This window comes from Kibdelosporangium banguiense, assembly GCF_017876405.1.
Taxonomy (GTDB): domain Bacteria; phylum Actinomycetota; class Actinomycetes; order Mycobacteriales; family Pseudonocardiaceae; genus Kibdelosporangium; species Kibdelosporangium banguiense.
The window spans coordinates 748,454-762,323 of the sequence record NZ_JAGINW010000001.1 but is presented as its reverse complement, the minus strand read 5'-3'; the positions used below and the strand labels follow the sequence as shown (position 1 = coordinate 762,323).

The window sequence follows — 13,870 nt, the reverse complement described above, 5'->3', positions numbered from 1 at the left end:
AACAATGACTACCGAACGACTTAGGGCGAGGTCAGCCAGCATCGGAACAAGTAGTTGCCTGGCTCATGGGTGCTCAGATCGACCCGGTAGTCGCCGGGCGGGATCTCGGTCAGAGGGAGCATCCCGCCCCGGATCTCCTTGACTCCGGCCACGCCGGCCCGCAGTTGCAGGACTTGCATCCGGCCGGACGGCAGCTGTAACCGGATCGGCTTACGCAACTGGGCCGGTCCGAGCCCCGGCGGCGGGCCGTCCCACAGCTCCAGCCGCAGAACCGGGCGCCCGCTACCGTGCCTGATCTGGACCAGGGCACTGTCGGCAGCAAGCCAGTCCGCCCCCACTGGTGGTACCTCGTGGATGCCTGCGGCAGCGTCGACAATCCCGAACCGGTCGTAACCATCGTTGATCTGGCAGCCCGCCGACCGAACCAGCCCCGCGGTCGGCCACAACAGCCAGAACTGGACCAGATAGCGCTCATCGGCCGGTTCCTGTCGCCAGCCGAAGATCCTTGCCGCGTAGAGACCGGGCCGCAGGTCCAGATTCGTCTCCTGCCCGCCTGCGGTGATCTGGTCGATAGTGATCTTTCCGGTCGGCAACTGCAGGAAGACGGTGTGCACCACGTCGTGGCCGTCCGGTACCGGCGGCTCGCCGTCCCAGTGCTCCAACCGCAGCGGCCGGGTCCCCGGCAGGTCGTTCATCACCCCGATCATCACCGACGCCTGCCCCACGCCCAGCCAGCCCGCGCCCGGCACCGGCGGGCTTTCCCCGAACCCGGCCGCGGCCTCCCCGATGCCGAACATCCGGTAGTCCGGGTAGACGTCAAAATCCTGCGCGGTGAGCAGTCGCATCGGCCCGTTGTACCAAGAGAACGGCCCGGCGGGAGGACTTTCCCGCCGGGCCGCGCAAAAGAGATGGCTCACGAGGTGGTGAGAGTGACCCCGTAGTAGTTCGCCGCGTCCACGACGGGCTGGTAGAAGGAGTAGGACCCGGTCGCGTTGGCGCCCTGGTTGTAACCGCAATCGACGCCGACCGGACCACCGGAGGTCATGCCCTGCGCGGTGTTGCCGGAGATGTAGGCGCCGCCGCTGTCGCCGCCTTCGGTGCACACCGTGGCGCGGGCCAGGCCGGTCGTGGTCACGGACTCACCGGAGTACCGCACCGACTGGTTGTAGTGCGTGATCTTGCCGCAGGTCCAGCCGGTTGTGTTGCCCGCCTTGCAGATCGAGGTGCCGACCGGCGCCTTGGACAGGCCACGGATCGCGACCGTGGTGCCCATCCGGGTGTCCACATAGGCCCTTGGGGTGTCCTCGGGGTCGATGGTCATGATGCCCATGTCCACCGACGGGAACCGGGTGCCCGCGCCCTTGCCGATGTGGGTGCCGTTGGCGTCCAGGATGTCAGGGTTGCCCACGACACAGTGCCCGGCCGTCAGCAGAACCTTGGCGCCGTTGCGCGTACCGGTGAAACCGAGCGAGCAGTTGGTGCCGGGCACCAGGTCCATGATCCGGCCCGGGACCACGTCGGCCTGTGGGGTGATCCTGGCCGCGCCGCGCGAGACGACCACACCGTCCACTGCGGACAGCCTGTGCACCAGTGCGTCGCTCGCGCCGGGCTCGACGGTCACCACGACCTGATCGCGTTCCAGATCCGGCCCCCACGACTGGACCTGGGTCAGATCAGCCCCGATTGTCCGTTCCACCTGGGCGGACAGCCGGTTGAGGGCCCGTTCGCCGCGAACCGCGGACCGCGGCGTGAGACCCACTGACGCGACGCGGTCCGGCGAGGACGTGGTCACGACCAAAGCGCCGTCGCGGTTGAAGTAGGCACCGTCGGTGGCGACACCGGAAGCCTGCAGGGCGGCGAGTTTCCCGCTCAGCCGTTCCTGCTGGTTCAGCCGGGCGGCGGCCTGGCTCGGGGTGGTGCCCAACTCCACGGCGAGCGCGTCGATCATCGCCGGGTCGTACTGGGTCACAGCGCCGGCGGCCGGCGCCAGAAAGACAGTACTGACCGCGGCGCCCGCGGTCAGCAAGGCGCCGAGAATACGCGTGTTCATTTGTTCCAGCCTTCATTCGCAGGGGAGCAGAATGCTGTTGAAAAACACCGGGAATTGCCCTCGTCGCTGAATCCCGGACGGCAGCGACGGTAACCCGGCTGATCAACACCGGAATACCTGCGAAAGTAGGAAGCGATCCGGCACAGCACATCGGCCCTCCGGCGGCGTGTAACCAGTGGATGGTCACGGAGGGAGGAGCTGGGTTGACGTTCGACAAGTTCGTCGAATCCCGGTCACCAGCGTTGTTGCGCTACGCGACGGTGCTGACCGGTGACCCGCACATGGCTGAGGACGTGGTGCAGGAGGTGCTGATCCGCGCGCACCGCAAGTGGAGCCGGATCAGCTCGCTGGATCTGCCGGAGACCTACGTGCGGCGGATGATCACCAACCAGTTTCTGTCGTGGCGGCGGCGCAAGTCGTCGGGCGACATGTCGTTCGCGCCGGGCGAGATGCCCGGTCTGGAGCCGGTACTGGCCGATCCCACCAGTCAGTACGACGACCGGGCCGAACTGTCGGCCCGGATCGGCGAGTTGCCGCGGGCCCAGCAGGCAGTGCTGGTCCTGCGCTACTTCTGCGACCTGCCGGACAACGAGATCGCGGACGTGATGGGGTGCCGCTCCAGCACTGTCCGTGCCTACGCCTCCCGTGCTCTTGCCACGCTGCGGACCACGACCGTGAAGGGAGTCCGATGACCCTCGAAGAGTCGATCAAAGACGTGTTCCAGCAGCGTGCGGAGCTGACCCCGGACCATCACCGCCTAGTGAACGCCGTAATGGCCGCGACGGCTGCACGCCGCCGGCCATCGAGAGGAGTATTCGCTTTGCTCTCAGCAAGTGTGATGAGTCTGGTCGCCGCCGCGGTCTCCGTGCCGCTCTTGGTGACGGGCGCCCCGCAGCCGGTACAGCCACCAGCTTCGACGGTCGTCACTGCCCCCGCGTCCACTGTCCCCGGTACGAACCCGGTCATGCGTTATCGGGCGACCTGGTTGCCTGATGGCATGGTCGAGAACCTGCGGTCGCTCGAGTACGGGCCCGAGGGGATGACCAGGCAGTGGTCCAGTTCGCAGAACCCGACCGCCATCGCCGCATTGCGGGTGGCCAACGGCACCGCACTGAGCAACCCCGGTACCCCGCCGCCTGGGCGGACCTACCCGGTGGTCGAGCAGGTGGACGTCAACGGCAAGCAGGGCAACCTGGTCAAACTGAATGCCGACGACGGTTTCGTCGAGTGGCTCGCGGAGCCGGACAAGGTGGTCCGGGCAGGCGTCTCGCGCCTGCCGGACGCCTACGCCGCAGCGCTGCGGATGGCTCGTTCGGTGCAGCCGGACACCACCGACTTCACCCCGGACGTCCAGTTCGGCTGGATGCCGGGCAGTTGTCGGCCGACCCTCTACAGTGCCATGGGCGGATCCGACGGGGCGTATCTGACCCTGGATTCGTGGGGCCCTGGTTGCACCGGGCTCAAGGTGGAGATCGAGCCGCAGGAACGGGACACCTCTGGTCAGCTCGAGCAGGTGACCGTTCGCGGCAAGCAGGGCTACTACCAGAGCCACGGTGGCGACTGGGGGGACATCGGCGTCCAGCTCACCGACAAGTACTGGCTGTACCTCAACACCCAGGGGACGAAGGCCGACCTGATCCGGATCGTGGACGAGCTGACGATCAGCGATCTGCGGTTGCCCTGGCTCGGCTAGGCATCTGGGGCCAACTGGCTCGGGTGACCCGTTGACACGCCGCTAGGCTTTGATCAAACGGGCACTCTTCCTGGGGAAATATGAAGCGCCGCAACATAGTCGCGACCTTGCTCGCGGTCGGACTGGCGCTCGGCACGGCGGTCGGTGCTCCGGCCGCCGTTGCCGCGCAATGCCGGTACGTCGCACAGGACCTGCCGTTGCCAAGCGGTATGAGTAGTGCCGAAGCTGTTGCCGCGACCGAGGACAACTCGATGATTCTCGGCCAGGGCAACAACCTCTCGGGGTGAACAGCCACGGCACCCTGTTCGGTGGGTTCGGCACGGGCTCGTGGGTGCCTGGGCTGTGGCGCAACGGCGAGTGGACAGCCATCCAGGCCGACAAACAACCCGCGACGTATCCGTTCGGCGACGTCACCGACGACGAGGTGCTGATCGGCAACTACCGCGTCGGCAGTGATCAACGCGCGGCCCGCTGGTTCTGCGCCCAACAGGGCTAGCCTGACTTCATGGATCAACCATGCGATCCGCATGGTTGATCCATGACAACGCGACGGTGCCGCTTGTACGGCGGCGGCCACATTCTTGGTACATGAACAAAACGACAGTGATCCGATTCTCATGGCACTACGCCGAAATGGTCGTCGCGATGCTCGCGGGAATGTTCCTGCTGGCTCCGGTGAGTGAGTTCATCTTCACCCAGGCAGGGTGGGCGACGGCATACGAGCGGCCCGATGTCGCCGCTCTGGTGATGGCGACGAACATGACCATCGGTATGTCGCTGTGGATGCGGTTACGCAAACACGGCTGGCCCGAGATCGCCGATATGGCCTTGGCCATGTACATCCCGTTCCTGCTGCTGTTCGTGCCGTTCTGGACCGGCCTGATCTCCGGTCACGTGGTGATGACGGCAGGCCACATCCTCATGTTCCCGGCGATGTTCCTGGCCATGCTGCGCCGCAGGAACTGCTATGTATAGCCTCACATGGGGAACCCGGGCGGGGCACACGTTTACGGCCTGCCGAGTCGCCGCCGTCGACAGTCACCGCGGTTCCGGTCATGTAGGGGAAGTCGTCGGTGCGGCCGCCAACGGCCAGGACGCCGTCCGGCTCGCCGCCCGGGTACACCCGGACGTCGTGCTGATGGATCTGAGGATGCCGGGCATCGACGGGATCGCCGCGACAGCAAGGATCCTGGCCGAACGCCCGGCCACCCGGATCGTCGCCCTCACGACGTTCGACGACGACGATCACCTGTATCCGGCTCTTGCCGCGGGTGCGTGCGGATTCCTCGTAAAGGACGCCGCCCCCGAAGACCTGCTGGACGGCATCCGCCGGGCCGTCGCCGGTGACAGCCCGTTCAGCCCGGCTGTGCTGCGCAGGCTCGTCAGCCACGCCGTTCAGTCCAGAACGGACAGGACGAACGCAGCGCCGCCGCCACTCGACGTCACCACCCGTGAACAGGAAGTCCTCGACCTTGTTGCTGTCGGCCTGTCCAACGCCGAGATCGCCGCGCGCCTGCATGTCGGCGTGACGACGGTGAAAAGCCACATTGCCAGCCTGCTGGCCAAGACCGGCTGCCCGAACCGGATCCGCCTGGCAGTCCTCGCCGCGCAGATCGGTTCGGGTGTATCCGCTAGGCCGAATGGGTGAGAGTTGGTGATGCCTTCGGGTTCTGGGGCGACATAGCAGTATTCAGCCCTGCGAAGGCCTAGCTCGAGGAGACAGTCGTGCAGGAGTCGTTTGATCCTGCGTTGAACGCGCAGGTCGTGCAGGAGGACGACGGCCGGGTCCGGGGTATCCGGTATCAGGACGAGTACGCGGAGTCCGATCAAGACAGTCCGCTGACCTCGTCGCGGAGATCACCTTCGCGATGCCGGCCGGCAGCCGGGAAGTCCTGACCTGGAAGGCGTTGTTCGAACCGGAGACCCGGTCCGTGCTCTACCTGCGTGCGATGGTGAGTGACCTCGCGGCCATGTGTTCACTGTGGACCCGCCGACGAAAACCGCTGACACCGCGCTCAATTCCACATCGGACAACACGACTCTCAACCCGCACCGGGACACTGTCACGCTGATGAACCTCGACCCGCCGTCGAACGGCACGCAGGTCCTGCGCGGCAGCTTCGGTGAACTGCGGGAGGTCGAGGGCGAGATCATCGCGGCGCCGGTGAACCCGGCGGGCACGAACTTCCACTTCGACTCCCGGACGAACGATTTCGCCGCGGTCAGCGCCTATTTCCACGTCGACCGGATCTTCCGGACCATCGCGGATCTCGGCTTCACGGTGACCGGCCCGGCCGGATACTTCCGCAACACCGTTTTCCCGGTCGGTATCGACCACCGGTGCCTGTTGGGCGACGAGATCAACGCGCACTGTTCCGGCGATGGCGCGGGCGGGATCGGCCACGTCGGTTACGGCGTCATGGACCAGACCGACACGGTCCACCCGCTGGGCCGGGCGTGTGATCCTCGCGTGCACTGGCACGAACTGTGCGGCCACGGGATCCTCTACGAGTACGTCGACCACCCGAACTTCGGGTTCGCCCACAGCGCGGGCGACAGTCTGGCCGCTATCTACTCCGACCCCGACTCCAGGCTCTGGGGAGTCGACGGAACCCTGCTGGGCAAACCGGGAGATCTGCGGTTCGCATACGCCCCCTGGCATCCGACACTGACCCGGCGCTACGCCCGCGAGTTCGCCGACGCGCTGATGGCGGTCGACCAGCTCAACTGGACCTCGGCCGGTGTCTTCGGCGGCGCGTACTCGAAGGTGATCCGCTGGTCGTTCGAGAAGCAGGGCGAGTACCAGAACCCGTTGGTGGTCAACGGCGGCCCGACGGACAAGAAGGTCGTCACGCCCGGACTCCCGCCGGACCAGGACGTCTACATCGACGACGGCCGTGCGGGGGAGTACCAGTATCAGCCGGTTCACTGGCACACCACGACAATCTGGAACCGCCGGGCCGCCGACGGCGGCACCACGCATGAGGAACCCGCGCTCGGCCAGACCAACTTCGTATATGTGAAGGTGCGCAACCGCGGCACGCAGACGGCGAACAACGTCGTTGTCCACGGCTACCACACGAAACCCGGTGCAGGGCTGTTGTGGCCGACCGACTTCGAACCGTTCGACACGCCGAAGCTGAGCGCGGGAAGCCTGGCCGCAAACAGCGCACAGGAGACGGTCGTCGGGCCGTTCGAGTGGACGCCGAACATCAACGCCCACGGCCACGACTGCCTGCTCATGATCGCCGGCGCCACCGGTGACGGGTCCAATGTGGAGAGTTTCACCGCCGGTGAGGTCATCCCGGAGTGGCGGCTGGTTCCCAACGACAACAACATCGGTCAGCGCAACGTCAACCCGGTCCCCGGTGGCGGTGGTGCCAAAGCGTTGCTCAGGGCGTTCGAGGGGGTCGGTTTCTGGTCCGCAACCCGAACCCGAAACGGGCGAAGATGACCTTCACCGTGCACCTGCCGAAGTTCCTGGCCAGCGCCGGCTGGAGACTCGAGCTGGCAGGCGTCCGTCCGGATGGGATGGACCTGCGGCCGGGGACTCGGCGTCAGGAGATCCGGATCCGGCTGCGTGAAGGCCAGGAGTTCGACCTCGCCGCGGTGAACGAGTCCGCGCGGGCCGGGGACATCGACATCCGGATCGACGTCAAAGCGGGCGGGAACCTCGTCGGCGGGATGACCTACCGGCTCGATCCGGATCTCGACTGGCCGTTCAACGCCCGCTGAGATCACCGTTGACCTACTCCGAGTAGAATTCACCACCGGGAGTGGTCTAGGCGACATACCCCGACGCGGTCATTTGCTTACATAAAGTTGCAATCTTCGCCCATTCGGCTGAAACGTCCCATGGTCCTGAGACGATCAACAGAGAGTTGAGCCGGCCCTTGGGGGGTCCGGGCGGTCACGGGGCAAGGGGATTATGCGACTACGCCACTTGATTCAAGCTGCGACGACGACGGCCCTGGTGGCAGGCGCCGTCGTCGCCCTTCCAGCGGTGACGGCGAACGCGGCGCCGAGCCTGAAACCAGGCTTCGTGCTGCGGGACACGCAGACCGGTTTCACACCAGGGTTCCAGGGCGACCTGCTCACCGACTTCACGTTCCTGCCGGACGAGAGCATGCTCGTGGCCGGCAAGTACGGCAAGGTCAACTGGGTGCCCAAGACCGGCGCGCCACGGCAGATCGCGAACCTGCCGTCGGTCACCGACCAGGACATGGGCCTGCAGGGCATCACGGTCGCGCCCGACTACGCCAACAGCCGGACGGTCTACACGACACGGACCGTGCCCGCGTCGGGCTCGGGTGCCGGCGATTTCGGCGTGCTGAGGCTGAGCCGATGGTCGGTCACTGTGGACAGTTCCGGCAAGCCGACCGGTCTGGTGGACGAGCGGACCGTGCTGCAGACGTCGGCCGACTCCAACGCACACGGCATCAGCACGGTGATCGCCGACGAGGACGGCACGCTGTGGGTCAGCGTCGGCGATTCGGCGGACTACGCCAGTGAGTCGTGGGACCTTCTGGCCTTCCGGGCACTCGACCTCAACGACCCGCACGGCAAGGTGCTGCACATCAAGCCGGACGGCACCGGCGTGTCGTCCAATCCGTACTACCAGGCTGCGAATCCCAACTCGGTGCGCAGCAAGGTGTACGCGAGCGGGTTCCGCAGCCCGTTCCGCTTCAGCCTCGACCCGGCCACCAACCAGCCGATCCTCGGTGACGTCGGATGGGACACGTTCGAGGAGATCAACCGGGTCGCGCCCGGCAACTCGTACGGCTGGCCCTGCTGGGAAGGCGAGCAGCCCACGCGGATCTACAAGGAACAGGCCCAGTGCGCGGGTGTGTCGGGTGTTCCGCCGATGTGGACGTACCCGCGATCCGAGGGCAGCAGCGTCATCGGCGGCGTGATCTACCAGGGCAAGAACTACCCGGCTGAGTACCAGGGCCGCTACTTCTTCGCCGACTACACCTCCAGCAACCTCTGGACCATGGCGGTCGACGCGGAGGGTGCGGTGCCCGAGCAGTTCGGGACCGACGCCGGTGCGATCGTGAAATTCGGTGCCACCCCGGTCGGCGGCGACATCGTGTGGGCCGACATCGAGACGTCCACCGTCCGCCGCCTGGTGTACGCGCCCGGGAACAACCCGCCGGTCGCGGAGGTCTCGGCCACCAACGACCCGGCCACCCGCAAGGTCACGTTCAACGCCGAGAAGACCTGGGACCCCAACGGCGACGAACTGGTCTACAACTGGGAGTTCGGCGACGGCACGTCCGGCACCGGCAAGGTCGTGGAGCACGTGTACCCGGCCGGCACCAGCTTCACCGCCAAGCTGATCGCCACCGACCCGCAGAACGCCTCGGGCACGAAAACGATCACGGTCTATCCGGGCAACAACGCGCCGGTGGTGCAGTTGCAGCGCTCCGATCCGCAGCAGCGGTACGCGGTCGGTGACGTGATCTCCGCGACCGCGACGGCGACCGACGTGGAAGACGGCAACGTCGAGGTCTCGTGGAACGTCAACACCCTGCACTGCCGGGGCGTCGGCAACTGCCACAACCACCCTGGGGCGCGCCAGACCGGGCCGAACTTCCGGCTGCCGTTCGAAGGCCACTCAGGCGACACCCAGCTGCAGATCACGGTGACCGCCACCGACAGCAAGGGCGCGCAGTCGAGCCAGACGGTGACCGCCCTGCCCAAGCAGCGCCGGATCACCATCGAGAGCAACGCCCCGGCCGAGTTCGAGCTCGGTGACGAACGCGGCGCCACTGCCTTGTTCACCGTCGGGATGAACGTGACGATCACCGCCCCGGAGACCGCGGCGGACAACGCGTCGACCTTCGGCGGCTGGTCGGACAACGCGCCACGGCAGCGCACCCAGAGGATGCCGGACGCGGACCTGACGTTCCGGGCCTCTTACCTCTCACCGATCGAACGCCGCTACAACACCGACGCCGCGGCACGCCAGATCCTTGGCGCCCCGGTCGAGGCCGAGCAGGGCGACGGCGATGTCCGGTGGCGGGTGTATCAGGGCGGCCGGCTGTACTGGTCGCACGCCACCGGCGTGCACCTGGTGATGGGCGAGATCCTCGCCAAGTACCTGGCCGTGGGTGGTCACCAGGCCTTCGGCCTGCCGACCACGGACGAGCTCATCCCGCAGGACACCCGGGGCCGCTACAACCTGTTCGAGGGCGGCCGGTCGATCTACTGGACCAGCACGACCGGCGCACACCCGGTCTTCGGCGCGATCTACGAGAAGTGGGACGCCAGGGGTGCGGAGATGTTCAACGGCTTCCCCACCACCGACGAGCTGCCGACAACGGGGAACGTCGGCCGGTTCAACGCCTTCGAGCGTGGCTACATCTACTGGAGCAACGCGACCGGCGCCAACGAGGTGCACGGCATGATCTACGACCGCTGGGCGTCGCTCGGCTGGGAGCGTTCGGCGGTCGGCTACCCGACCACGGACGAGACCGAGACGCCGGACCGGATCGGCCGCTTCAACCACTTCCAGTTCGGCTCGATCTACTGGCACCCGGACCTGGGCGCGTGGGAGATCCGCGGCATGATCAGGGACAAGTGGGCCGCGATGGGCTGGGAGACCTCGGTACTGGGCTACCCGATCACCAACGAGACCGAGACGCCGGACCGGATCGGCCGCTTCAACCACTTCCAGAAGAGTGGTGGCTCGATCTACTGGCACCCGAGCCTCGGTGCGTTCGCCGTCTACGGCCTGATCAGGCAGCGCTGGGCCAACCTCGGGTGGGAGACGAGCTACCTGGGCTACCCGAAGAGCGACGAGTACGAGTGGAACGGCATGCGCCGCTCGGACTTCCAGAACGGGTACATCACCTACAACCCCGCCACCAATGAGCTCATCGACCGGCGATACTGAGTAATCGAGGAATGCCCCCGGTTCCTTCGCCGGGGGCATTTTTCATGGCCGGACCAGCAGGACCGGGCAGGGCGCGTGGTCGACGACAAAGCGGGTGGCCGGTCCGAGACTCTTCGGGCCTGGGTGGTCGTTGTCCCGGGAGACGATCAGCAGGTCCGCGCCTTGGGCGGCGTCGATGACCTCGCGTTCGATCCGTCCGGCTCGCTCCAGACGCGTACAGGGCCGGTCCAGGCGCTGGGCGGCGGCGTCGAGCAGGGGACCAGCGGCGGCCATCGACTCCAGCCGAATGCCGGGGTCACGGTGCGGGTCGGCACGACCCAGCAGGCCCGCGAACGCACCATGTGCGGCGCCGGAGACGTCCGTGACGTGCAGCAGAGCTATATCGCCCGACGCGTGTGTGCGGGCAGCGTCCACACAGGCGGGCCACGTGCCTTCGACGATCCATACGACGACGGCCATGTCGTCAACCTCCGATCACGTGCAGCGACCCCCACAGTGCCAGCACGGCGACCACCAGGCTGACCGGCACGGCGAGCAGCCCGAGTCTGGTGAACTCGCCGAGGTCCACATCAGTGTCATGTTGCCGCAGGATGCGTCGCCACAGCAGCGTGGCCAGGGAACCCGCGTACGTCAGGTTGGGGCCGATGTTCACCCCGAGCAACACGGCGAGCACGGCTCCAGGGCCGCCAGCGGCGACGAGAGGGAGCAGTACGAGTACCGCAGGCAGGTTGTTGATCAGGTTCGCGAGCACAGCCGCCACTGCGGCGATCCCGAGCAGCGCCAGCAGGCCGGTTCCGCTGGGAATCAGCGTGCCGAGGGCGTCGCCGAGTCCGTTGTCGACCACCGCACGCACCACAATCCCCAGGGCCAGCACAAAAACGAGGAACGGGATCGCGGTCGCACGGACCAGATCGAGAACCGTCGTCCGCCGCTGCACCAACGCGCGGACGCCAAGCACCAACGCGCCCGCCAAGGCGGCCCACGCGGGATCCACCCCGACCGCCGAGGTCATGACAAACCCGACGAGTGTCGCGGCCAGCGTGACCACGGTGAAGACCGGCACCTTGGGCGGCTCGGCCGGGGTGCGCAACTCGGCACCGGCAGCCAGGTCACGCCTGAAAAACCACCTGAACACGGCGTACTCGGCGGCGATCGCGGCCAGCCACGGCAGCGCCATCAACGCCGCGAACCGGACAAAACTCAGCCCGCTCGCCGCGAACGCGAGCAGGTTGGTCAGATTGGACACCGGCAGCAGCAGCGACGCCGTGTTCGACAGGTGAGTGCACGCGTACACGTGCGGTTTGGGGCGTGCTCCCATCCGCGCCGCGGTGGTGAACACGACGGGCGTGAGCAGGACGATCGTCGCGTCCAGGCTCAGCACAGCCGTGATCACCGACGCGATCCCGAACACCCCGGCCAGCAGCCGTTGCGGCGCGGCAGCGCGCGCCAGCCAGGCACCGCACGCCTGGAAAAGCCCGTCGATGTCGCACAGATGAGCCAGCACCAGCACGGCCGCGAGAAACCCGATCACCGGACCGAGCTGCTCGGCTTCGGCCCGGGCGTGATCCAGCGAGATCGCGCCGATCCCGATCACCAGGGCGGCGGCCGGGACCGCGACAACCGCCTCCGGCCAGCCCCACGGCCGGATCACCGCGCAGGCCAGCACGGCCAGCAGCAGGACAACGGGCAGTACCTCGGTGATAGTCATCTTGAGCTCATCGAACCAGGTCACGGGCCACGTAGACTCATCGGTGTGCGGATCAGGCCGACATTGAGCTGGACGGCCAGTGGCCCGGTCACCGAGCCCGCGACCAGCCTGGACGAAGTGATCGAAGCAGTCGCAGGCCGGAACGTGGTCGTGCTGAGCGGAGCAGGACTGTCCACTGAATCGGGCATACCCGACTATCGGGGCGCCACCGGCAGTCTGCGCAGACACACCCCGATGACGTACGACGAGTTCGTCTCCAGTGTGGACGGACGGCGCCGCTACTGGGCGCGCAGCCATCTCGGCTGGCGCACGATCGCCCGTGCGGACCCGAATGCCGGCCACCACGCCGTGGCGGCGTTGCGTGCCAACGGATTCCTGTCCGGAGTGATCACGCAGAACGTCGACGGGCTGCATCAGGCAGCGGGCACACCGCAAGTGGTGGAGCTGCACGGCAGCCTGGATCGCGTGATCTGCCTGGCCTGCAAGCGGACCACCCCCAGAATCGAGCTGGACCGCAGGCTCACGGCGGCGAACCCGGCGTTCGAGGGCACGGCGACCAGGATCAACCCGGACGGTGACGTGGAACTCGCCGACTCGCTCGTAGCCGGGTTCAACCTCGTGGACTGCCTGGACTGCGACCGGGGAGTGCTCAAGCCGGACGTGGTCTTCTTCGGCGAGAACGTGCCCAGGCCCCGCGTCGACGAGTGCTACCGGCTGATCGACGAGGCGAACGCCCTGCTGGTGCTCGGATCGTCGCTGACAGTCATGTCAGGCCTGAGATTCGTGCGGCACGTCGGGAAAACCGGGAAACCGGTCTACATCGTCAACCAGGGCCAGACCCGAGGCGACCAGTACGCGGCCGTCCGGGTCGACCTGCCATTGGGCCCCGCGCTCACGCAACTCGTCGCCGCGGTGGGGCTTTAGCGGGGCAAGAAAGTGCGCGTGGTGAGCGAACTCGTTGCCGTGGTCATGGCAATGACTGGGTGAGAGCAACGAGTTCGAGGAGCGACCATGACTATCGGTACACAGACGATGGGTAACGGTGGTGACGGCCGAATTGGCCCGGGTTTCGCAGCAGGAAGCCGATGCGGAGACCATTCGGGAGTCACTGGCCGACCCTCGGCGGTTCGGGGAGATCTACGACCGCCATGCCGCTGCGGTGCACAGGTATTTGTCCCGGCGGATCGGCACGATGCTCGCCGACGATCTCGCTGCGGAGACGTTCCTGGTGGCAATGGCGAGCAGACCCTGGTGCAGACCTGGGAGTCGGCGGACGGGACCCGGGCGGGCGAGGTCCGGATCAGCACACCGGCACAGTCCGGTCCAGGGCAAAGATCCAGGGAAATCCACTGTGGACTCAATCCCGCCCTGCCTCGACGGCGACAGCCTCACCAACGCTCCCTACCTGAAGCTCGCGACTCTGCCCACCGATCCGGCTGCCCTGCTCGCGATCCTCAACGAGGATCCTCAGGTACGCATCGAACTCGGCTTGCCGACCGACGCCAGGGGGGAACAAGGTCA

Annotated in this window: 15 protein-coding genes; 11 read left to right on the top strand and 4 right to left on the bottom strand. The window is 66.9% G+C overall.

The window, feature by feature from the left end:
- Positions 1 to 20: 20 nt before the first annotated feature.
- Entirely contained in the window at positions 21 to 845 is an 825-nt protein-coding gene (locus JOF56_RS03600) for a hypothetical protein (protein WP_209634363.1), read from the bottom strand.
- A gap of 68 nt (positions 846 to 913) precedes the next feature.
- Positions 914 to 2,050 (bottom strand): S1 family peptidase, encoded by a 1,137-nt coding sequence (locus JOF56_RS03595; protein ID WP_209634361.1) that lies wholly within the window; start codon positions 2,048 to 2,050, stop codon positions 914 to 916.
- Between the two features lie 203 nt (positions 2,051 to 2,253).
- Between JOF56_RS03595 and JOF56_RS03590 the strand changes: the two genes are divergently transcribed.
- The 10 genes from JOF56_RS03590 to JOF56_RS03545 all read left to right on the top strand — a co-directional run bounded on the left by JOF56_RS03590 (position 2,254) and on the right by JOF56_RS03545 (position 10,641).
- Positions 2,254 to 2,742 carry a SigE family RNA polymerase sigma factor gene (locus JOF56_RS03590; RefSeq protein ID WP_245378132.1) on the top strand — a complete coding sequence of 163 codons (489 nt, stop codon included), beginning with the start codon at positions 2,254 to 2,256 and terminating at the stop codon, positions 2,740 to 2,742.
- Entirely contained in the window at positions 2,739 to 3,743 is a 1,005-nt protein-coding gene (locus JOF56_RS03585) for a hypothetical protein (RefSeq protein WP_209634357.1), read from the top strand. Before JOF56_RS03590 ends, JOF56_RS03585 begins: the two co-directional genes overlap by 4 nt.
- Positions 3,744 to 3,823: 80 nt before the next feature.
- On the top strand, positions 3,824 to 4,030 hold the full coding sequence (locus JOF56_RS03580) for a hypothetical protein (protein WP_209634355.1): 207 nt from the start codon (positions 3,824 to 3,826) through the stop codon (positions 4,028 to 4,030).
- Positions 4,027 to 4,239 (top strand): hypothetical protein, encoded by a 213-nt coding sequence (locus tag JOF56_RS03575; protein WP_209634354.1) that lies wholly within the window; start codon positions 4,027 to 4,029, stop codon positions 4,237 to 4,239. The genes JOF56_RS03580 and JOF56_RS03575 overlap by 4 nt, the downstream gene beginning before the upstream one ends.
- A gap of 92 nt (positions 4,240 to 4,331) precedes the next feature.
- Entirely contained in the window at positions 4,332 to 4,718 is a 387-nt protein-coding gene (locus tag JOF56_RS03570) for a hypothetical protein (RefSeq protein WP_209634352.1), read from the top strand.
- The gene (locus JOF56_RS03565) at positions 4,711 to 5,391 is read left to right on the top strand and encodes a response regulator (RefSeq protein WP_209634350.1); all 681 of its coding nucleotides are present in this window, start codon (positions 4,711 to 4,713) and stop codon (positions 5,389 to 5,391) included. The genes JOF56_RS03570 and JOF56_RS03565 overlap by 8 nt, the downstream gene beginning before the upstream one ends.
- A 77-nt stretch (positions 5,392 to 5,468) precedes the next feature.
- Entirely contained in the window at positions 5,469 to 5,639 is a 171-nt protein-coding gene (locus tag JOF56_RS03560; protein WP_209634348.1) for a hypothetical protein, read from the top strand.
- 85 nt (positions 5,640 to 5,724) lie between these two features.
- Positions 5,725 to 7,197 carry a hypothetical protein gene (locus JOF56_RS03555; protein ID WP_209634346.1) on the top strand — a complete coding sequence of 491 codons (1,473 nt, stop codon included), beginning with the start codon at positions 5,725 to 5,727 and terminating at the stop codon, positions 7,195 to 7,197.
- Positions 7,194 to 7,478: a hypothetical protein gene (locus JOF56_RS03550; RefSeq protein WP_209634344.1), complete on the top strand. Its 285-nt coding sequence runs from the start codon at positions 7,194 to 7,196 to the stop codon at positions 7,476 to 7,478. The genes JOF56_RS03555 and JOF56_RS03550 overlap by 4 nt, the downstream gene beginning before the upstream one ends.
- Before the next feature lie 268 nt (positions 7,479 to 7,746).
- Positions 7,747 to 10,641 (top strand): PQQ-dependent sugar dehydrogenase, encoded by a 2,895-nt coding sequence (locus JOF56_RS03545; RefSeq protein ID WP_307854905.1) that lies wholly within the window; start codon positions 7,747 to 7,749, stop codon positions 10,639 to 10,641.
- 42 nt (positions 10,642 to 10,683) lie between these two features.
- Here the strand turns inward: JOF56_RS03545 and JOF56_RS03540 are convergent, their stop codons facing one another.
- Both JOF56_RS03540 and JOF56_RS03535 read right to left on the bottom strand, forming a co-directional pair.
- Positions 10,684 to 11,100, bottom strand: a complete 417-nt coding sequence (locus JOF56_RS03540; RefSeq protein WP_209634340.1) for a universal stress protein — start codon at positions 11,098 to 11,100, stop codon at positions 10,684 to 10,686.
- Positions 11,101 to 11,104: 4 nt separating this feature from the next.
- Positions 11,105 to 12,349, bottom strand: coding sequence for an SLC13 family permease (locus tag JOF56_RS03535; protein ID WP_209634338.1), 1,245 nt, complete (start codon positions 12,347 to 12,349; stop codon positions 11,105 to 11,107).
- Positions 12,350 to 12,394: 45 nt separating this feature from the next.
- Here JOF56_RS03535 and JOF56_RS03530 point away from each other — a divergent pair, with 45 nt between their 5' ends.
- Positions 12,395 to 13,273: an NAD-dependent protein deacetylase gene (locus JOF56_RS03530; protein WP_209634336.1), complete on the top strand. Its 879-nt coding sequence runs from the start codon at positions 12,395 to 12,397 to the stop codon at positions 13,271 to 13,273.
- Positions 13,274 to 13,870 lie beyond the last annotated feature (597 nt).